Below are 20369 nucleotides of genomic sequence, written 5' to 3'. Positions count from 1 at the left end.
GCGCCAATCCCCTCAGCGAGGTAGCTCTGCGGTGTTACGGGCGACTCTCGGCAGCACGAACCGATCAAGCAACCACACCACTACCAGCGATGCACCCACCAGTGGGAATATCACTGCCAGCACCAGCATGATCGCCACGCCGGTTTTCCACTTCGGCAGGTCATGGCGCAGCGGCGGTACGCCGAATTTGCCTTCGGGCCGACGCTTCCACCAGATCACCACGCCACTGACGGCGCTGAGCAGGATCATCAGGCAGATCAGCAGCACGACGATCTGGTTGAAGGTGCCGAACATCTTGCCTTCGTGCAGCATCACGCCGATTTCCGTGGCGCGTGCGACGCCGCCGTAGTGTTCGAAGCGCACATCGGCGAGGACTTTGCCAGTGTACTGATCGACGTGCAGGGTGGCGTCGTTGCGCGGGTCGTCGGCGGACACGGCGATGGTGAACACGCCGGTGGCGGTGGTCGGCAGGGTTATGCTGTAGCCCGGTTCGACTTGCCGCTCGCTGGCGATGTTCTGCACATCCTGCAGGCTGATGGCGGGTGCAGCGGGGCCAGCGTGGGCGTTGCCGTGGGCCATGTGTTCGGCGTGGTCGCCGGACATTGGCATCGGCGTGTTTTCCATCGCCCATGGCACGGTCTGGCGGGTGGCGCTGTTGAGGCTGCGCGCTTCAACGTCGGAAGTCGGCACGTTGTTCCACATCGCGGCTGGGAACACGTTCCATACCGCCGCGTATTGTTTGCCCCAGAAACCGGTCCAGGTCATCCCGCTCAGCAGCATCACCAGCAGCAACGTCGCGCCCCAGAAGCCGGTGACCGCATGCAGATCACGCCACAGCACACGGCCGCGCGCATTCAGCCGCGGCCACAAAATGCCTGCAGCCTGACCGCGCGGCCACCACAGGAACAACCCTGACACCACCAGCACCACGCCCCAGCCAGCAGCCATTTCGATCAGCCGATCGCCGACGGTGCCGATCATCAATTCGCCGTGAATGGCGCGGGCGATGGCTTGCAGATTCTGCTTGGCATCCTGCTCGCCGAGGATGTCGCCGTGGTACGGATCGACGAACACGTTGAGTTCGTGGCCAGCGTTTTTTACCACGAATTGTGCGCTGCGCTCGGCATTCACCGGCGGCAGGTACTGGGTGACCTGGCCTTGCGGGTACGCGGTTTTCACCCGTTGCAGCAGGTCATCGGCCGGCACCGTGTGATGGCCGGCAGGTACCTCAAGCAGGCTGCTGTACATCAGCGCATCGAGCTGCGGTTTGAACAGATAGATGATCCCGGTCAGGGCCAGCATCACCATGAACGGGGCGACGAACAGGCCCGCGTAAAAATGCCAACGCCAGGCCAGGTTGTAGAAATTCGGTTGAGTCTTTTGCATCACGTGTGCTCCGCTGAGCGAATCATTTTTCAAGATCAAAAGATCGCAGCCTTCGCCAGCGCCTCCAGGTCGTACGCAATCCCATGTAGGAGCTGGCGCAGCCTGCGATCTTTTGACTTTTCTTGTCAGAAACTCATATCCACTTTGGTCCAGAGCGTGCGCCCCGGTTCATTAATTGCCTGTGGGTCACTGGCCGGGTAACCGAACCCGGCGTTGCCGGCCAGGTTCAAGTGCTCGGCGTAGGCTTTGCCAAACAGGTTGTCGACGCCGCTGCTGACCTTCCAGTGCTTGTTGATCCGGTACGCGCCGTTGAGCGAAAACACACCGAAGCCCGAACTCTGGTCGTAGTCCTTGCCGACCACGTTGCCCTTGTTCGCGTCGATACGGTGTTGGGCGGCGACTACGCGCCAGAGTGCGCCGGCGCTCCAGTTGTCCTGGCTGTAGGTCACGCCAAAGCGCGCATCCAGCGGCGGCATTTGCGGCAGGGCCTTGCCGTCGCTGCTGTTCTTGCCCCAGGCGTACGCCAGGGTCGCATCGGCTTTCCAGTTGTCGGTGAGGTTGTAGGCCGCACCGAACTCGCCACCCATGATCCGCGCGTCGATGTTCTCGGCGCGCGAGGTGTTCATGCCCATCATTGCTGGCGTGTAGTCGAAGAGGATGTAATCGCGCACCACGCCGACATAGCCCGAAGCCCAGGCCTCGAGGTCGGCGCTTTTGTAATTCGCGCCGAAATCCAGCTGAGTGGTTTTTTCCGGCTTGATCGAATCGAAAGCGTTGACCGAACCCGCCGGGCCGGCGTTCGGCGAAAACAGTTCCCAGTAATCCGGGAAGCGCTGCGCATGGCCGAGGCCTGCATAGAGCGTGGTCGGGCTGTCGGCGAGGTCATGCTCGTAACGGATGAAGCCGCTGGGCAATGTGTCGGCGCGGGTGGCGTCGGCGGTCGGGTTGGGCCGCGACATCATCCCTGACCCGGTGGTTTGCCGATAATCCCTGGCCGAGGCGCGATCCACCCGTGCGCCAGTGATCAAGCGATCACGCTCGGCGGCGTACCAGGTCATTTCGCTGAACACGCCGTAATTGTGGAAATCGGCATCCTTGCTGTACGGCAGATCCTTGTAAGTATCGACACCCATCGCACTGCGCTGGCGGTGCTCATCGGTTTGCGCGTCGAGGCCGGTGATCAGCTGGATCTCGGCCCAACGCCAGGTCGCCTTGATCCGCGCGCCGAGGGTGCGGCGGTCGACATTCGACGCCATTGGCCCCGCCATCATGCCGGTGCCGGATGGCGTGCGCAGGGTGTAGTTGTCCATCACATGGTCGGCGTAGTTGTAGTAGACCTGCGCCTCGAGTTTTTCCAGCACCTCGCTGATATTGGATTTTTCCAGGCGCAGGCCAAGGCTTTCACGCAGAAACTGCGAGCCGTCCATGCCGCGCCCGGCATAACGCGCCTCGCCATCACCCTTGCCGGCGGTGAGTTCGATCAGGGTGTCGGCGTCCGGCGTCCAGCCCAGCGCGATGTCACCGTTCCACTTGTCGTAGCGCGAGGCGACGATGTCATTGTTGCCGTCGCGATAATCGTCGGAATGCGCGGTGTTGCCGATCACCCGCACGTAACCCGACGGACCGCCGGCAGCGGCGTCGACCACCTTGTCGAAGCGGCCGTGGGAGCCGGCCAGAATGCTCGCGTTAACACGCGTGCCGAGTTCGCCGAAGCTTTCCGGCTCGCGGTCGAACAGCACCGTGCCCGCCGATGCACCCGGGCCCCAGAGCACGGTTTGCGGGCCTTTGATCACCGTGAGCTGATCGTAGGTTTGCGGGGAAATGTACGAGGTCGGCGCATCCATCCGCCCGGGGCAGGCGCCGAGCATCATGCTGCCGTTGGTGAGGATATTCAGGCGCGAGCCGAACATCCCACGCAGCACCGGATCGCCGTTGGTGCCGCCATTGCGCACCAGCGCGAAGCCGGGAATGGTCTTCAGATAATCGCCACCGTCACTGGCCGGCACTGGCTGGCGCGGGTCTTTAGGATTGGTGACGATAGTCAGCGGCGAAATTGGAGCGACGGCAGTGATTACCGTCGGGCTCAGTTGATTTTCTTGGCCTGCGTGCTCGTCGGCCAGCGCCAGCGGTGTCAGCAGTACGCCGCAAAAGATGGCAATAGCGTGCCTGCAACGAATCCGCGATTCATTCGGGGCAAAGTGCGCGCGGGCAGATTCCGCGCAGGGGACAGCAGTAAACCTGGACATGACAATTTCCATCGAACAGTCGTAAACACCACGGCCGGCAGCCTGGAGCTGTCTTCTCAACCGTGTGCAATCAGAGGTGCTTGTTTACGTGGCGATGGGCGGGGCGCGGGTGCGGGCCCCGGGGAAGAATGGACGGCGGGCATGGCCCAAACGCGGGGAGAGCGGGGTGAAGGTGTTGGGTGGCGGGATGTTGAAGGCGACGAAATCGCCGCTGCCGGTCAGCGCCGGGCAATTGAACAGCAGGTTGCAATAACCGCACTTTTCCCACAGCGCATGGTGCGAGGATTGCGGTGGGCAGTGTTCGGCGGACGGCTTGGCGTCATGGCTGCCGTGATCCATGCCAGGCATGCCCATCGACATGTCCATGCTCATCGGCATCGACGTCGAGGCGTGCTGATCCATCGGCATCGACTGAGAGATCAGTGGGCCGATGAAGATCATCAACATGGCGAACAGGGCGATCCAGCTGCCGCAGGTCAGGTGTTCAGTCTGACTGCGTTGCCGGGAGGGCCTGCTGCTCGGCGAGCGCATGGGCGAGGTCTGCCGGATGGCTTACTGAGCGTGAGCGTGCGTCTGCGTGGTTTCCGGCGGTTTTTTCTGCACGGCGACTTCGACGGTGACGTCGCCAGCCTTTTCGAAGTGCAGGGTCATCGGGAAGCGTTTGCCATCGCTGAGCAGGCTCCGATCGTTCGGATTGAGCAACATGACGTGGTAGGCCATCGGCGCGAAGGTCACGTTGCCACCCGCCGGAATCGCCACGCTCGGCACTTGCTGCATCTTCATCAGATCGCCCTGCATCACGTGCTCGTGCAGCTGCGCTTCAGAGGCGATGGGCGAGTCGACGCTGAGCAGGCGATCGTCGGTCTTGCCGGTGTTGTGAATGATGAAATAAGCGGCGACGGTCGGCGCATTCGGCGGTAGCTCCTGTGACCACGGATGGGCGATTTCCAGCGTACCGGCCTTGTATTCGTGGGCATGGGCAAAGCACGCCGGCAGCAGCAGCGCAGCGACGACGATGAGTTTGTTCAACATGGCAGTTCTCCAGAACGATTTGAAACGCGGGTTATTGCGCGAACAAATCAGACCAGAGGCGAGGCACGGGGATTGAGACTTGGCCATTGCTGGCGCGGTGTTGGTGTTTGCAGTGAGGCGGGCGCGACGCTGCGATTGCTCTCAAAGCGCGCGAAATACAACTGCGGCGAATGCCCCGGCAGCGCCACCAGCGGCGCCGAGCCCGAGCAACACCAGCAATGCTGCATGTTCGAATGGCTGTCGTTTTGCGGGGCCTTTTGATCGCTGGCGCCAATGTCGATCGCCACCATCTTCATGCCGCTGCCGGTGCAAAAACTGCTCCAGAGCAATTGCTCGGCCGGCGAACTGGCCGCTTGCGCCATCGCCCCGCTCATCGGCATGGCGAGCATGTTGAACAGCACTGCAAAGCAGGCGATCCAGGCAAATGCTAGCCGGTGTAGGTTCATGGGACAGATCCGTTGGAGTGGGCGATCAGGCGCGGGCTATTTAGCCTGATCAGGGCCAATAAGTAAAAAAGCGTTGTGCGGTTTGGTGTCGCAGTGCGCAGTTGGAAAGAGTGTAGCCAACAGGATTTGCAGCGCCAGATCTGACGCCTTCGCGGGCAAGCCCGCTCCCACAGGTTTGTGGCTGCGTACAGATATCAGCTACACCCCGCCTCCCTGTGGGAGCGGGCTTGCCCGCGAAGGTATTCCTGAATTTTCCTGGCTTCAGGTTGGGCTGAGGTTCGAGAGGGCAGAGAGGACTTCAGACACCGAGCCAAACTCCCGATCAACCCCCGGCAACTCCGGTCGCTGCAACACCAGCACCGGTACGCCGCGCTCACGCGCCACTTCCAGCTTCGGCTCGGTGGCGGAGCTGCCGCTGTTCTTGCTGATCAGCACGTCGATGTGCCGGCGCTCGAACAGCGCTCGTTCATCCACGAGCAGAAAGGGGCCGCGTGCGCCGATCACTTCGCAGCGCGCGTTGCCGGGATAGATGTCGAGGGCGCGCAGGGTCCAGAACTGGTTCTCAGGAATTTCATGCAGATGCTGCAGCGGTTCGCGGCCAAGCGTGAACAGCGGCCGGCGGAAGGGTTTGAGCGCGCTGATCAGCGTGGCCCAGTCGCCCACTTCGCGCCAGTCATCGCCGGGCTGTGGCTGCCACGCCGGGCGGCGCAAGGCCCAGCAGGGAATACCGGTCAGTTGCGCGGCAGTCGCGGCGTTCCGGCTGATTTGCGCGGCATACGGATGCGTAGCGTCGAGCAGCAGATCGATGCCTTGGTCATGAATGAATTGCGCCAGACCTTCAGCGCCACCGTAACCACCGACGCGTACCTGACAGGTCAGATCTGTCGGCACCCGGCCAACCCCGGCGAGGCTGTAAATATGTTGCGGCCCCAGCGTGCGGGCGATCGCCAGCGCTTCAGTCACGCCACCGAGCAGCAGAATCCGCTTCATGCAAAACCTCCGGCATGTCCGACAATGCCGCCTTGACGATCGATCGCAAACACCTCGACCTGCACCTGCGCCGGAACCACGCTGCGCGCAAAACTCAGCGCATGCCGGCAAACTTCGTCACCGAGCGCAATCCCTGCCGCAGCCGCCATGGCCAGCGCCTGTTGACTGGTGTTGGCCGCACGAATGCCTTGCTGCAACGTGGTGTCTGCGCCGATCGCCGCCGCCCAGTCGGCCAGTTGCGGCAAGTCGATGCTCGAATGCCGCGAATGCAGGTCCATGTGGCCGGCGGCGAGTTTGCTGATCTTGCCGAAACCGCCGCACAGGCTGAGTTTATCCACAGGTACTTTGCGCAGATGCTTGAGCACCGCACCGACGAAGTCGCCCATTTCGATCAGGGCGATCTCCGGCAGGTTGTAGACCCGGCGCATGGTGTCTTCGCTGGCGTTGCCAGTGCACGCGGCGATGTGCAGGTAACCGTTGGTTTTCGCCACGTCGATGCCCTGATGAATCGAAGCGATGTAGGCCGCGCAGGAAAACGGTCGGACGATGCCGCTGGTGCCGAGGATCGACAAACCGCCAAGAATGCCCAAGCGTGGATTCATGGTTTTCAGCGCCAGTTCTGCGCCGCGTTCGACATTCACCGTGACCTCAAACCCGCCGCCATAGCCGGTCTCCGCGGCGAGCAGGCTCAGGTGATCGCTGATCATTTGGCGCGGCACCGGGTTGATCGCCGGTTCGCCCACCGGCAGCACCAGCCCAGGGCGGGTCACGGTGCCGACGCCGGCACCGGCCATGAAGTGCACGCCCGGCTCTGCCAGCAGCCGCACCTGCGAATAAAGCAGAGCGCCGTGGGTCACGTCGGGATCGTCGCCGGCGTCCTTGATCGTGCCGGCTTCGGCGCCGTGCGCATTCAGTCGGCAGAACTCCAGACGCATCTGCACCTGTTTGCCTTTGGGCAAGACAATCTGCACCGCATCGGCCGACGTGCCGCTGAGCAACAGGCGCGCGGCGGCGAGGCTGGTGGCGGTGGCGCAGCTGCCGGTCGTCAGGCCGCTGCGCAGGGGCGCGGGTTGTTCGGCGGTTTCGTCACGCATCGAGGGGTTTGACCAGATCGAGCAGGGTGATCGGCAAGGCCTGACGCCAAGTGTCGAACTCGCCGAGCGGCTGCGCCTGGGCGACGTGGATACGCGTCAGCTCGCCGCCGTAGCGCTCGCGCCAGTTCATCAGCGTCAGTTCGCTTTGCAGCGTCACCGCGTTGGCGACCAGACGGCCACCGGGTTTGAGCTGTTGCCAGCAGGTTTCGAACACGCCTTCTCGGGTCACGCCACCGCCGATGAAAATCGCGTCCGGGCGTTCGAGGCTATCGAGCGCTTGCGGTGCCCTGCCACGGATAAGTTGCAGGCCAGGCACGCCCAGCGCATCGCGGTTGTGTTCGATCAATCGCTGACGACCCTCGTCAGCCTCAACCGCGATGGCGCGGCAACTCGGATGGGCGCGCATCCACTCGATACCGATCGAACCGCTGCCGGCGCCGACGTCCCAGAGCAGTTCGCCGGGCGTCGGCGCGAGGCGGGCGAGGGTGATTGCGCGTACGTCGCGTTTGGTCAGTTGGCCGTCGTGGCGGAACGCCGAGTCGGGCAGCCCGGCCAGACGCGACAGACCGGTAACGCCGGATTCGGCCAGGCACTCGATAGCGATGACATTAAGGTCGGCAACCGCAGTGTCGTCCCATTCACTGGCGCGGCCGGCGATACGCCGTTCGGCGTCGCCACCCAGATGCTCGAGAACAGTCATGCGACTGGCGCCGAAACCACGTTCGCGCAGCAGTTGCGCAACGGCTGCCGGGCTGCTGCGGTCATTGCTCAGCAGCAATAACCGCATGCCGCTGAACAGGTGCGCATTGAGCGCCGCCAGCGGCCGCGCCACCAGCGACACAATCGTCACCTCCTGCAACGGCCAGCCCAAGCGCGCCGCCGCCAGTGCGCACGACGAAGGCGCGGGAATGATCGACATCTCGGCGCTCGGCACTTGACGCGCCAGACTGGCACCGACGCCATAGAACATCGGATCGCCGCTGGCCAGCACGCAGACCGGCACGCCCGGCGACGCCAGCACGGGCGCGAGAGAAAACGGACTCGGCCACAATTGCCGCTCGCCGTTGATGCACGGCGGTAGCAAATCCAGTTGCCGCTGGCCGCCGACGATCCGCGAAGCGCCCATCAGAGCACGCCGGGCGTTCTTGCCCAGGCCCTTGAAGCCGTCCTCACCAATTCCCACGATCGTCAGCCAGGGTGACATCTATATTCCTCTAAACGTGCCGTTCCGACGGGCAGACTTTTCATGCCGCCGGACAAAGCAGGCATAATACCGCGCCTTCGCCCGCGAAGCGCTTCTGCCACGCAACCGGTCAGCCCCTTGAACGAACGCCCGATGTCCACCGCCTTACGCCCCTCGGCCTGCCCGGGGTTGCTGCGTATCGTCCAGGCGCTGGACGGCGGTATCTGTCGGATCAAGCTCGCTGGCGGTTCGATCAGTGCTGATCAGGCCGATGCAGTGGCCGCTGCCGCCGAGCAGTTCGCCAGTGGCGCGATCGAAGCGACCAATCGCGGCAATCTGCAGATTCGTGGAATCGGTGTGCAATCGGCGGCGCTGATCGAGCGCTTGCTCACCGCTGGCCTTGGGCCTAAAAACGCTGCTGGCGACGATGTGCGCAATCTGATGCTCAGCCCGGCCGCCGGCATTGACCGGCAGATGCGCATCGACACGCGCGGCCTCGCCGAGCAAATCCTCGACACCTTGCAAAGCCATTCGCGCTTCCATGAGCTGAGCGCCAAATTCGCCGTGCAGCTCGATGGCGGTGAAGCGCTGGCGATGCTGGAGCATCCACATGATCTGTGGCTGGCGGCGTGCGAGCGTGATGGCCAAACCCTCTGGGCATTCGGTCTGGCCGGTTGCCCGACGGATCGGCCGCTCGGTGCCGTGACCGTGCAAAACGCTCACGCGCTGGTGGTGGCGGTGCTCCAATTGTTCCTCGACATGGCCCGGCCAGAGCAGACGCGCATGCGCCACCTGCTCGGAGAATTGCCGAGGCTCGCATTCCTCGAACAGTTGCGCGAGCGCGTGTCGGTCAGAGCAATCAGCGACTGGCAGCGTTCGCCTGAGGCTGAGGCGCTGCACATCGGCGTCCACCGGCAAAACACGACGGGTCGCTGCTACGTGGGCGCGGTGCCGCCACTCGGGCGACTCGCTCCGTCAATGCTGCGCGGCGCAGCGCAACTGGCGCGCCAGTTTGGCGACAGCAGCCTGCGCTTCACCCCGTGGCAAAGCCTGCTGCTGCCGAACGTGAACGCCGTTGATACCGACCCAGTGCTTGAGCAGTTGCGAGCGTTGGGCCTGTTGACCAGCCAAGCCGAACCGCTGGCACGCCTGATCGCCTGCACCGGCTCCGATGGCTGTGGCAAAGGCCTGGCTGATACCAAGCAGGATGCCCGGCAACTGGCACCTCTGCTGTCGGCAGGACAGAGCGTGCACCTGTCGGGTTGCTCGCGCTCGTGCGCCGCCGCTCACTGCGCGCCAGCGACGCTGCTGGCCGTTGCCCAAGGTCATTACGACCTCTATTTTCGCGATGCAGCACAACCCGGTTTCGGCACGCTGCACGCCTGCAACCTTACTATTGAAGCGGCCGCGACTTTGCTCGACGCCCGCTCCCGGAGCCCCCTTGATGCTTGATTACATCCGCGACGGTCAGGAGATCTATCGCAACTCCTTCGCGATCATTCGCCGCGAGGCCAATCTGGCGCGCATTCCCGCCGACCTGGAAAAACTCGCCGTGCGGGTGATCCACGCCTGCGGCATGGTCGAGGCTGTCGACGGTCTGCAATTCTCCGAAGGCGCGGGCAAGGCCGGGCGCGATGCACTGGCCGCTGGCGCGCCGATTCTCTGCGACGCGCGCATGGTCTCCGAAGGCGTAACCCGCACCCGTCTGCCGGCCAACAATCAAGTGATCTGCACTTTGCGCGACGACAGCGTGCCGGAGCTTGCACGCGAGCTGGGCAACACCCGCTCGGCCGCCGCGCTGGAGCTGTGGCGCCCGCACCTTGAAGGCAGTGTCGTAGTGATTGGCAATGCGCCGACCGCACTGTTTTATCTGCTGGAAATGCTCGACGCCGGCGCGCCGAAACCGGCGTTGATCCTCGGTTTCCCGGTCGGCTTCGTTGGCGCCGCAGAATCGAAAGCGGCGCTGGCTGCCGACAGCCGTGGCGTGCCGTTCGTGATCATGCAGGGCCGCCTGGGCGGCAGCGCCATGGCCGCCGCCGCCGTCAATGCCCTCGCCACGGAGATCGAATGATGCACGCCCAGGGACGTCTGATCGGCCTCGGTGTCGGCCCCGGTGATCCGGAACTGATCACCGTCAAAGCCTTGCGCCTGCTGCGCGAATCGCCGGTGGTCGCGTACTTCGTGGCCAAGGGCAAGAAGGGCAATGCGTTTGGCATCATCGAGGCGCATCTGGTCGAGGCGCAGAAACTGCTGCCGCTGGTCTATCCGGTGACCACCGAGGCGTTGCCGGCGCCGCTGTCGTATGAACAGGTCATCAGTGATTTCTACGACGAAGCCGCTGTGGCGGTCGCCGAGCATCTGGACGCCGGCCGCGACGTGGCGGTGATCTGCGAAGGTGACCCGTTCTTCTACGGCTCCTACATGTATCTGCATGACCGACTCGCCAGCCGATACGAGGCCGAAGTCGTGCCCGGCGTGTGCTCGATGCTTGGCGGCGCCTCGGTGCTTGGCGCGCCGCTGGTGTATCGCAATCAGAGCCTGTCGGTACTTTCCGGCGTGCTTCCCCACGAAGAACTGAAACGGCGTCTGGCCGATGCCGACGCGGCGGTGATCATGAAACTGGGACGCAACTTTCCCAAGGTGCGTCAGGTGCTGGAAGAGCTCGGCCTCGCCGAACGCGCGCTGTACGTCGAACGGGCGACCATGGCCAATCAGAAGATCGTGCCGATGGATCAGGTCGAACCGATGTCCTCGCCGTACTTCTCGCTGATCATCGTCCCGGGCGAACGGTGGCAAGGTTGATGACGCATTCGACTCCCGCCATCGTCATCCTCGGCCAGGGTAGCCTGGCCACGGCGCGGCGCATTCAGCAGGTCTATCCGACGGCGCAGATCCATGGCCTTGCCGGACGCGTCGAAGGCGCCGACTGCCTGTATCAGGAATTCGGCGCGACCCTGCGCGCCCTGTATCAACAGGACACGCCGATCATTGCCCTGTGCGCGGCCGGGATTGTCATTCGCACCCTGGCACCGCTGTTGCTGGAGAAAGGCGCCGAACCGGCCGTGCTCGCAGTGGCCGAAGACGGCAGCGCGGTGGTGCCGCTGCTGGGCGGCCTCGGCGGAGTCAACGTCATGGCCCGGGAGATCGCGGCGGCGCTGCAAGTCGTGCCGGCAATCACCACCAGCGGCGAATTGCGCTTTGGCACCTGCCTGCTCAACCCACCGAGCGGCTATGCACTGGCGGATCTGGAATCGGGCAAGCGCTTCGTCTCTGATCTGCTCGCCGGGCACAGCGTGCGCATCGAAGGCGCGGCGCCGTGGCTTGAGCAGGCGCAGTTGCCGCAGGATCCGCAGGCTGTGCGTTCGATTCATGTGAGCAGTGCGCAGCGTATGGCCAGCGCTGATGAATTGCTGATTTACCCGCGCAGTGTGGCGGTGGCGGTGAGCGCTGATGTGACTGATCTGCCAGACGTCGTTCGCCATGCGTTGCAGGCGGCCAACGTCGCCGTACCGGCACTGGCCTGCCTTGTGGCCGCCGACACTGATATGGCCTCGACGAATTTGCGCCAGGCTGCGCTTGAATTGGGCGTGCCATTGCGCTTCGTGGCGGGGCAAAGCGATCTGCAGGCATTGGTCCGCGCTGCAGTGCCAGGCGCGAACGTGGTCAGCGTTGAAAATCTTGCGGTGGCGATTGCCGAGCAACCGCTGGAGGTCGCGCAGATCGGCCGGCCACGCGGTCGTCTCGCGGTTATCGGCCTCGGCCCCGGTGCCGCCGAACTGATGGTGCCCGCGGTGAAAGCCGAACTGGCGCGCGCCACCGATGTGCTCGGTTACGAAACGTACGTGCGCATGGCCGGTCCGTTTCGCGACGATCAGGTGCAGCACTGCACCGACAACCGCGAAGAAATGCAGCGCGCCCGGCACGCCTTCCGGCTCGCCGCCGAGGGGCGTTCGGTGATCGTGGTCTCATCTGGTGATCCGGGCGTGTTCGCCATGGCCGCTGCGGTGCTGGAAGCCTTGCACGAATCGGACGATCCGGCGTGGCACAGCGTCGATCTGCAAATCCTGCCCGGCGTCTCCGCCTCGCTGGCCACCGCCGCTCAGGCCGGTGCGCCGCTGGGCCACGACTTCTGCGTGATGTCGCTTTCGGACAACCTCAAGCCATGGGCGATCATCGAGAAACGTCTGGATCTGGCCGCCGAGGCGGATCTGGCCCTGGCGTTCTACAACCCGATCTCCCGTGCGCGTCCGTGGCAGTTGGGCAGGGCGCTGGAGATCGTTGCGCAGCACCGCGCGCCGCAAACACCGGTCGTGCTGGGGCGCGACATCGGGCGTCCGGGCCAGTCGTTGCGCACGACCACCCTCGGCGGGTTGACTGCGGATCAGGTCGACATGCGCACGATGGTGCTGATCGGCTCCTCTACCACTTGCACGTTCCCTCGCACCAGCGGTGGTGAGTGGGTTTACACACCGCGTTGGTACGGCGAAAAGCCGCTTTCCTGATTTGCACGCCGAGGCAAGTTGTAAGCAACTCGCCTCGGCGTGACATCCCGATAAAGTTCGCTCTCGGATTTTCCCCTTTGTCACCGGCCGATGCTTGCGTCAGGAACGCCGCTTTGGCTGTTTCACGGATCATTTGTCAGCAACTTATATGTTGCCGGATCGTGCGCATGAGCGATGTGACTGTTATGTAATGTTTCCCGGGAAATTATTTGAGTTTTGTGTTTTTTGAACTCGCTGCATCGGCGGCATAACTTCGTCCAGGTTTACTTTGATGAATCAGGGATGAAGTCTTTATGAGTGTCATGGAGCAGTATGTCGGCGAATCAAGTTTTATTTCTGCGCAAGATTATTCAGCGCTGAAACGCGCCTTGAAAGAGTTTTCCACTACCGGCGAATATTCCGAGTTGATCGCGCTTTACGAGAGTGCAGGCACGGCATCGGATTTGACTGAAAAGCTGCGAGTCGTAACGCTTTTCCTGGACAACTTCGAGCGCTTGGCCAATCGCAAGACTGCACCCATGCCGGCAGCAATCGATCGAATCGAAACCAGGCTGCGCGATTACGCGGCACGCCTGGCGGCAACGGTGAGCATGTTCAGTGACGTAGCTGCGCCAGTGCCAGCAATAATGCACTTTGTCTGGGTGGGCGGCAGCCAGGTCGGCGCTATCCAGCGTGATTACATGAATGTCTGGCGCCAGGTCCTGGCCGCCGAGGGCTACCAGTTCAATCTCTGGTATGACAGCGATGCCTTGCTGGCTTTCGAAATGAATCGGGTCATCACTGACAGCGCGCGAGTGGATGCGATGGAGGCTGGCGGCGACTCCATTAGCAGTCCCGGTGCGCTGGCAAAGATGATCGAAGATCGTGCGCGAGTCTTGAAGCGCGAGATGTTCGAATTTCTGCAACAACCACAATGGCAAGGCAAGGCCGATCAGGCCCGGATTGAATTGATGGTGCGCGCTTACGGTAAAGACCGGGCGACACTGGAAAACTTTCGACAACATTGTTTGCAGACCCATCAACAAATGGCTGGCAGCGACTTGCAGTTGCGCGATGTTCGCCGAGAGTTTCACGGCCATTTTCTGGCCGATGTCTATCAGCGGGAAGTGGCGATGCGTGGCAACTTCGCCGCCGCCAGTGATGTTGTGCGCTTGCAGGCGCAATACCTGGAGGGTGGGCGTTACAGCGACATGGATTACTTGCCACCGTTGGCTGAAAAACCCGGTGGCGTCGATATAAGCAATTTTGATGACGCGCAACGCTTGGGCCTGTTGCAACTCTTGCTTAATCATGATGAAACATTGCTGCCAGGTCGCGATCGCCAGCGCTACGCCGATCGCACCGATACCTTGCCCGCTGCCGATCTGGATGCGCTGCTGGCGTTTGCCCGCAGCAAGCCCGGAGTGAAGCAGATATTCGTCGCACCGCGTGAAGACCGCAGCCCGGCCCATGGTCTGCGCATGGGTACGCAACTGGACCGGGAAATGAACGCGTACATGCTGGCCCAGCCTCACAGTGAAATGACGCTCGCGGTCATGCAGTTGATCCGGTTCAACTACGACTGCCTTCAAGCCGTTGAACACTCGGTAATGGCCTCGTCGGTGGATTGGTCACAGACCGAGCGATTACTCGATGTCATCGAAAACGTGATGAACGAGAAAATCGAAGGGGGGCAACTGACGCGAACACAGCAGGATTTTATCGGCAGTTTGAGCGAGGCCATTTTGAATTATTACCGTGATGGCATTCGCGTCGGAGCGCGCGGCACCATTGCGTTGACCGGACCCGGCGCGGCGGTGACCGGAGTAAAAAATTACGTCGAGACACACCTGTTCGCGCAGGACGTGTTCAAGGTTCAGCAACACTTGAAACTGGCCGAGGGTTATAACGTCCAGACTGAGGAGGAAATGATTTCCGGCTGGACCGTCAATGACGATGAGGCGCAGTGGCTGGCCAATGAGCAGGAAAAATGGCGCAGCGGCAAACTCAAGTCGCGTTATACCGGTCAGCTGGCGGATCTGCTCAAACCGCAACAGACGCTGACATTCAAGCAGGGCTGGCCGGTGTTGGGCGGTAAACCGGTTTTACTGACTTCGGTCCTGCAGCGATGGATAGATGACCTGGGCGAGCCCTTTGTCCGGGCCATGCGCGAAAAACTCAGCGGTGAAATCACCTTCACCGATGCTGTTGCCATCGGCTTCGACACGCGGCAGTTGATTGCTGCGCAACCGCTGAGCGACCTGCCCGTTTCCCATGGCGCCGAGACGTCCGACAACCTCAACGAACTGTTCACTCGTATTGCTCATGACGCGCTGCCGTTGCAGCAACTCAGCCCGCTGCAGCGGGTCATGCTCGGTGGGATTTTCGGTGCAGGCAGTCTCGACGATGTGGGCTTTGCGGGTGTCTGGCAAACCGTACGTGAGCTTGCCGTGGCAACCGATGGCGACGGCACTTTCGCGCGGTTTGACGCTGTCGAAAAAGCCATTCACCAGCGCCCCGAATCCGAGACGGCGCTGGCGCGGGGTGAGGCGCATCCTGTGCTGACGGCGCGTGAACTCAAGGTCCAGGCGCTCTTCGAAGCGCTGACGGTGCGACAGTGGCGGGAACGCATCGGGCTGATCAAGCGCACCGCGCAGCGCGAATACCGCACTCGGATCATTCAGCGCAGTGCGCAGGTGCGGGAGATGTTCATCAGCGCGGGCGCGACCTCGGCCCGGCAGCTTTCGCAGGATTTGCTGATGCAGACGAACAGCGACCCAGGGCGACGGTGTTATCCGCTGGCGCTGTTGATGGGCGCTGCGGTGGTCGCCGGCGAGTCGGCCGAGCGCACGCTGGTCGGGCATGTCGCTATGGCGAACATCAATTCCGAACACACCAGTTCACGGGCGTTGCTCAGTGCGCTGGACGAATTGCGGGCTGTGCCGACCAGCTCCATCGGCAAGCCTCTGGGTTTGCAGAGTCTGGACACGCTGATGCAGACGCTGGAGATGAAAACGGCCTCTACCGTCCTGTTGCTCGACACCGGCGATCACGCGTTGCTGATGGCCAAGGTGCAGGTGGACGGCCGGTTCGTCTACCGTTTCTACGATCCGAACTTTGCCATCTATGGGTTCGCCGAAGCCGCCCTGGTCAAGCTCGGCGTAGAGCGTTATCTAAGCGCAGGCGATAGCGCACTGGCCAGGCTTTACGGTCTGGGCGATATGGCGGGTGCGCAATTTAACGTCATCGAACTGAACACTGATGCGATCGCCGCGCGCAAACTGTCGGCGGGGTTGCGCGTGGACAGCTTTTTACACTCGCCTTCGAGCGATTCGCGCCGTGCCTCGGTCTGGGCCAGACAAGCGCTGGCGCGCCAGCGCTCGCTCAGCGAAAACGCGCGCATGGGCACAAGCCTGGCGCAAATGGATGCTCGGTACTGGGCGCAGGCATTTGGCGAGGCCACGCAGCAATTGCGCAGTGAACACTCGCTCGGGCGCGAATATCTGCCGTTGCTCGACACCCTCAAGCCGCAGGCGGACGGCGCTTTTTCGCTGACTCTGGTCGATGCGCAAAACCCGCGTGAGGCGCGAACGGTCAGCACAATCGACCCGCGATTCAACAAGCTCAAAGAGCATGTGCAGCAGTTGGTCAAAGCGGCAAAACCCGCAGTCTCGGCCGAGTCTGACGGCGGCAGTCGCTTGAGTTTTGCTTTTGCGATCCAGACTCTGGTCACTGAGATGCGTCAGCGCGATTACCAGGCGGGGGATCAGTTGCCGGCTCTGTCGATCGCTCTGCAAGTGCAGGTCTACGTCAGTTATGCCCAACTGGGTTTCGGCGTGGTCAGCGATACCGCTCAGGTGATCAACCTGGTGCGGCAGGTGGCCGCCAGTGAGCAAGCGTTGCTGTTGCGTCAGCCGTCACTGGCTGGTCGCGCGCTCGGGCCGGCAGCCGTCGGTGTCGGCTTTGCGTTCTCGCTGGTCAACATCGGCTTCGACATCTATAACCTTTCACTGGCGCAGAACCACGAGCAGCGCTCACGTTTTTCCACATCGCTGGCGTTCAATGTGGCGGCGTTGGGGCTGGACATCGCCGCGCTGGCCGTCGGTGGAACGGTCGGCGCGGCGGCGGCCATTCTGTCCGTGCCGTTGCTCGGTATCGGCATCGGTGCCACCGCCATTGCCAGCAATCTGGGGCAGATCGCCGACAAGGCTACGGCGGTCGGCAATCATTTGCGGGCCATTCACAACGCTTACCGGCCAGGCGCTTTTACCTTTGCCGACGGGACGCTGCAGTTTCCACCCGAAGCCGTCATTACACAGCTTGATCTGCAAGACCGGCAGGTTATTTTCGACAGCCAGCGGTTTTACCCGTGGGGCGGCGGCCCGCTGGAGCTGCCGCAATACAACGATGATCCAAAGCAGATCCATCGTGCGCTGAACATTCGCCAGGCCTTCGGTCTGGCCGAGAGCGCAACGCTGGATATCCGCGACGATGCTGCGCTGCATACCGTGGTGCTGCCCTGCACGCCGCTTTGCTATTACGGTTACGAATATCAACTGGGGGGCGCCGGCTATGTCTATGAGCCGTTAGCGGGCGAGCAAGTTGAGCCGCGCAGTTCCAGTGAACATGCCGACCCGCACTGGTACGCAGCGTTTCATCCCTTCACCGCCCTGGGCGATACGCTGGCGACGCAACTGGATAAGCGCATCCATACCCGTTATCCGCAATTGCGCAACAGCCTGGCGGACAAGCTCGAATATGACGAGCAAGGCAACCGGCGTTTTTATCTGCACAGCACGCCGTCGCTCAAACACATTCTCTACAAGCTGCACCCGGTCTATAAACCGACCACGATCCGCGTACAACTCAATGAGCAGGTTCGTCAGCTGGCGGTGCCGAGGTTGCCGGTGGAATGGCAGCAAAAACTGTCCTATGAAATCACCGCCACCCCCGGACACTGTCAGTTGCGCCTGACACCCGGTTTGCGCAAGTTGACATTCAACGGCTTTGGCAAATGGCTGGTGCATGCGCCCTGGGTCAATCTCGAGCAGGTCAGCTTTGCTGATGCAGTGATTGCGGATGACGACGGCCCACGGATACATCTGGCGGGGCGCCAATTGACGATTGACGGCATCGTGCTGTCGGCTTTCGAGGGGCTGATCGAACTGGCCGGGGGAGAAGTGTACGAGCTGGACTGGCAGCACAACGCATTGCGTCTGGTGTCCGTCACGCTTGGCGATACCCACCATTGGCGCGATGTTCTTGCGCGACTGCGCAAACTCGGTGAGGACCAGCGTCTTGCCGTCGGCTATCTGAGGCTTGAGCGATTCAACGTGCCGTTCAGTCCGGCCAGCCGCCCGCTGAGGACCACGGCTTTTTATGATGGCCCGCGCAGACGCCTGTTATACGCGCGCAACCTGCCGGGCGAGGTCAACGACGGCTTGTTGCTGGGCGCCGCCACTGCAGATGAAGCGTGGTTCTATCATCCCGATCACGCCACCGTCTGGCGCGTCAATGTGCTCAGCGGGCTGGTCGTGCAGCGCTATCGTTTGCTGAGTCTGGAACCCGGCACGAAAATCAGCGCTTTTGCGCAACTCGCAGACGGCACTCTGCGCGTCTCGCAGCAGTTGATTGAGCGAAAAAACCTCAACGTGCGGACCACGCTGGAATTTCACCTGTCTGACAAGGATGTGACGCTGACTGACATCACACTCTGGTCGCACGGGTTGGAAAACTCTCCCCTCAAACCTGAAAAGGGCAGCCGGATCGCGTTTTTCCGTCATCGCCAGAAACCGCTTCGCGCCTATGCCGACGAAACCCCCGGCATGACCCCGACCATCAGCACCTGGCGCTACGCACCGTATATTCATGCCCAGGCTTACTCTTTCGATCAACTGCTGGAGCGAGCCTGGATAGGGACGGAAAACGGCCGCTATTTGCGCGCCGACCCGCACAGTGACGTGGACCGAGTGTTGCTCATGCCACGATCCGCTGATCCGGCCATAGCGCTGTTGTTCTACAGCAAGCAAAGCCAGATGCTCAGCCATGGCATCGAACTGCGTGACAATGTTTTCATGCAGCAAGCGCTGGCGCGCGATGTGGTTGACGTCAGACGCATCGGTGACAGCTATCTCGCCACGTTGAGCGATGGTCGACTGTTCGAGATCGACCTGGGTGCCCGTGAGGATAACGGGTTGTCCGAGATAGACAGGGACGTGCTGCAGTTCGTCGGCCTCAGCCAGCGCTGGCTGCAACAACACCCCGACTGGCTGGCCGCACTGCCTGCGCTGGCCAGGCAATACAACAGCGCAGCATTTGCGATCATCGGCTTGCGCGCCCAGGCACGCCAGCCCTTTCTGGCCGCGTGGTGCGTGGACGAAAAGCTGGTACTGGCGCAAACGCCTGGCAACCGCGAGCTGGCATTCCTGGGTCTGACGCCGGATCGGCAAGCCGTCTGGCTGCTGAATACCGACGTCGGAACAATCTGGCGGCAAGCGCTGGTGCCCTTCGACGAGGTTCGCGCAGCGTTCGGCAACAGCGACGTCGTACAGCATCGCCAGGCTTTGCCACAGGCCGAGCCGGTCTGGTCATCGTGGACATTCGGCGAAGTTCTGCCGCAGGGCGACGGCCTGCTCGGGCGCACCCGCGAAGGCGTGACGCTGCTACTGCAGGATCAACAGCCGGCGCGGATCGTCGGCACGGAGAATCGCTGGTCCTGGCGCCTCGGCGAAACGCCCGCACAATTGTGCGAGCGTTTGAAGCAACTGCTGGACGGACAAGCCCATGCCGCCTTCCTGCCCGTCGAAAATACCGGCAAGCGTTACCAATATTACGTGCCGGCGCTGAATCGGCTGTTCGATGTGTCTGCGCGGGACGATGGCCAGTGGGCGACGCTCCTCGGAACGCGTGACGCAGACAATCCGCTACTGCTCGACCCAATTGACGTATTGCTCTTCAGTGCCGGAACGACTGATGGCGTCTGGTTGCCGGGCAGCCATGCCCAGCGCGATGCGCAGGTCATGACGCTGCGGGTGAGCGATGACCTCACCGAGGTCCTGCCGTTGATAGTCGACGGCGTGGACACGTTGATCCTCAGCTTTGGTTCGCACACGGAGGGCTATCGGATTTCGGCCGCTAGCTGGCAGCGTCTGGATTGCATTGTCGTCGATGTGCGGCGTCCGACAGTCAGCGAAACCGCGGAGCCAGGCTTGCTCGTGCTCGATGTGGGGGAGTGTGGGCATTGGTTGATGTCGCGGGTCGATGACGAGCTGGTGCTCACCGATCCGGACAGCGGTCGCAGTCTGATCGTGCGCAACGTCCGGGAGCAGAGCGCCTGCGAGCTGGCGATCAGCGTGTCGGGTCGCCAGTATGTGGTGGCGCTGGAGCAATGGTTGCTGGGGTTTGATGTTGCACAGGACAGCGACGCCATCGCCACGCTGGCGGCCGTGGCTGAACAATTGCCTTGACGGGTTGAGCCTGCACCAAAACGCCGCGAACGTTGCCGTTCGCGG

At 62.4% G+C, this 20369-nt stretch carries 13 protein-coding genes; 5 read left to right on the top strand and 8 right to left on the bottom strand.

Annotated elements, in window-relative coordinates:
- Positions 1 to 12: 12 nt before the first annotated feature.
- From ACP7D9_RS24515 to cbiE, 8 genes are all read right to left on the bottom strand, one after another.
- Positions 13 to 1386: a PepSY-associated TM helix domain-containing protein gene (locus ACP7D9_RS24515; protein ID WP_426159860.1), complete on the bottom strand. Its 1374-nt coding sequence runs from the start codon at positions 1384 to 1386 to the stop codon at positions 13 to 15.
- A gap of 125 nt (positions 1387 to 1511) precedes the next feature.
- The gene (locus ACP7D9_RS24510; RefSeq protein WP_426159859.1) at positions 1512 to 3632 is read right to left on the bottom strand and encodes a TonB-dependent copper receptor; all 2121 of its coding nucleotides are present in this window, start codon (positions 3630 to 3632) and stop codon (positions 1512 to 1514) included.
- Positions 3633 to 3716: 84 nt separating this feature from the next.
- Positions 3717 to 4163: a DUF2946 domain-containing protein gene (locus tag ACP7D9_RS24505; RefSeq protein ID WP_426159858.1), complete on the bottom strand. Its 447-nt coding sequence runs from the start codon at positions 4161 to 4163 to the stop codon at positions 3717 to 3719.
- A 21-nt stretch (positions 4164 to 4184) separates the two neighbouring features.
- On the bottom strand, positions 4185 to 4664 hold the full coding sequence (locus tag ACP7D9_RS24500) for a copper chaperone PCu(A)C (RefSeq protein ID WP_426159857.1): 480 nt from the start codon (positions 4662 to 4664) through the stop codon (positions 4185 to 4187).
- Between the two features lie 47 nt (positions 4665 to 4711).
- Positions 4712 to 5110 (bottom strand): DUF2946 domain-containing protein, encoded by a 399-nt coding sequence (locus ACP7D9_RS24495; protein ID WP_426159856.1) that lies wholly within the window; start codon positions 5108 to 5110, stop codon positions 4712 to 4714.
- Between the two features lie 261 nt (positions 5111 to 5371).
- A complete protein-coding gene (locus tag ACP7D9_RS24490; protein ID WP_426159855.1) occupies positions 5372 to 6100 on the bottom strand; it encodes a cobalt-precorrin-6A reductase in 729 nt (242 codons plus the stop codon).
- Positions 6097 to 7194, bottom strand: coding sequence for a cobalt-precorrin-5B (C(1))-methyltransferase (locus ACP7D9_RS24485; RefSeq protein WP_426159854.1), 1098 nt, complete (start codon positions 7192 to 7194; stop codon positions 6097 to 6099). The genes ACP7D9_RS24490 and ACP7D9_RS24485 overlap by 4 nt, the downstream gene beginning before the upstream one ends.
- On the bottom strand, positions 7187 to 8398 hold the full coding sequence (gene cbiE / locus ACP7D9_RS24480; RefSeq protein WP_426159853.1) for a precorrin-6y C5,15-methyltransferase (decarboxylating) subunit CbiE: 1212 nt from the start codon (positions 8396 to 8398) through the stop codon (positions 7187 to 7189). The genes ACP7D9_RS24485 and cbiE overlap by 8 nt, the downstream gene beginning before the upstream one ends.
- 132 nt (positions 8399 to 8530) lie before the next feature.
- Between cbiE and cobG the strand changes: the two genes are divergently transcribed.
- From cobG to ACP7D9_RS24455, 5 genes are all read left to right on the top strand, one after another.
- A complete protein-coding gene (cobG, locus tag ACP7D9_RS24475; protein WP_426159852.1) occupies positions 8531 to 9829 on the top strand; it encodes a precorrin-3B synthase in 1299 nt (432 codons plus the stop codon).
- Positions 9822 to 10448 (top strand): precorrin-8X methylmutase, encoded by a 627-nt coding sequence (locus ACP7D9_RS24470; RefSeq protein ID WP_076565519.1) that lies wholly within the window; start codon positions 9822 to 9824, stop codon positions 10446 to 10448. Before cobG ends, ACP7D9_RS24470 begins: the two co-directional genes overlap by 8 nt.
- Positions 10445 to 11179, top strand: a complete 735-nt coding sequence (locus ACP7D9_RS24465) for a precorrin-2 C(20)-methyltransferase (RefSeq protein WP_409519638.1) — start codon at positions 10445 to 10447, stop codon at positions 11177 to 11179. The genes ACP7D9_RS24470 and ACP7D9_RS24465 overlap by 4 nt, the downstream gene beginning before the upstream one ends.
- Positions 11179 to 12879, top strand: a complete 1701-nt coding sequence (gene cobJ, locus ACP7D9_RS24460) for a precorrin-3B C(17)-methyltransferase (protein WP_426159851.1) — start codon at positions 11179 to 11181, stop codon at positions 12877 to 12879. Before ACP7D9_RS24465 ends, cobJ begins: the two co-directional genes overlap by 1 nt.
- A gap of 293 nt (positions 12880 to 13172) precedes the next feature.
- Positions 13173 to 20324, top strand: a complete 7152-nt coding sequence (locus ACP7D9_RS24455) for a TcdA/TcdB pore-forming domain-containing protein (protein ID WP_426159850.1) — start codon at positions 13173 to 13175, stop codon at positions 20322 to 20324.
- Positions 20325 to 20369: the final 45 nt, after the last annotated feature.

Source organism: Pseudomonas sp. TSRC2-2 (assembly GCF_049897785.1).
In the GTDB taxonomy this organism is placed as follows: domain Bacteria; phylum Pseudomonadota; class Gammaproteobacteria; order Pseudomonadales; family Pseudomonadaceae; genus Aquipseudomonas.
Note: the sequence above shows the minus strand (reverse complement) of the source record. Positions and strands in the feature narration are given on the sequence as shown.

Excerpts from the sequence above, each read along its gene's own strand:
- ACP7D9_RS24500 (WP_426159857.1), bottom strand. The coding sequence starts at position 4,664 with ATGTTGAACAAACTCATCGTCGTCGCTGCGCTGCTGCTGCCGGCGTGC.
- ACP7D9_RS24485 (WP_426159854.1), bottom strand. The coding sequence starts at position 7,194 with ATGCGTGACGAAACCGCCGAACAACCCGCGCCCCTGCGCAGCGGCCTG.
- ACP7D9_RS24510 (WP_426159859.1), bottom strand. The coding sequence starts at position 3,632 with ATGTCCAGGTTTACTGCTGTCCCCTGCGCGGAATCTGCCCGCGCGCAC.
- cbiE (WP_426159853.1), bottom strand. The coding sequence starts at position 8,398 with ATGTCACCCTGGCTGACGATCGTGGGAATTGGTGAGGACGGCTTCAAG.
- ACP7D9_RS24505 (WP_426159858.1), bottom strand. The coding sequence starts at position 4,163 with ATGCGCTCGCCGAGCAGCAGGCCCTCCCGGCAACGCAGTCAGACTGAA.
- ACP7D9_RS24470 (WP_076565519.1), top strand. The coding sequence starts at position 9,822 with ATGCTTGATTACATCCGCGACGGTCAGGAGATCTATCGCAACTCCTTC.
- ACP7D9_RS24455 (WP_426159850.1), top strand. The coding sequence starts at position 13,173 with ATGAGTGTCATGGAGCAGTATGTCGGCGAATCAAGTTTTATTTCTGCG.
- ACP7D9_RS24465 (WP_409519638.1), top strand. The coding sequence starts at position 10,445 with ATGATGCACGCCCAGGGACGTCTGATCGGCCTCGGTGTCGGCCCCGGT.
- ACP7D9_RS24495 (WP_426159856.1), bottom strand. The coding sequence starts at position 5,110 with ATGAACCTACACCGGCTAGCATTTGCCTGGATCGCCTGCTTTGCAGTG.
- cobJ (WP_426159851.1), top strand. The coding sequence starts at position 11,179 with ATGACGCATTCGACTCCCGCCATCGTCATCCTCGGCCAGGGTAGCCTG.
- cobG (WP_426159852.1), top strand. The coding sequence starts at position 8,531 with ATGTCCACCGCCTTACGCCCCTCGGCCTGCCCGGGGTTGCTGCGTATC.
- ACP7D9_RS24490 (WP_426159855.1), bottom strand. The coding sequence starts at position 6,100 with ATGAAGCGGATTCTGCTGCTCGGTGGCGTGACTGAAGCGCTGGCGATC.
- ACP7D9_RS24515 (WP_426159860.1), bottom strand. The coding sequence starts at position 1,386 with ATGCAAAAGACTCAACCGAATTTCTACAACCTGGCCTGGCGTTGGCAT.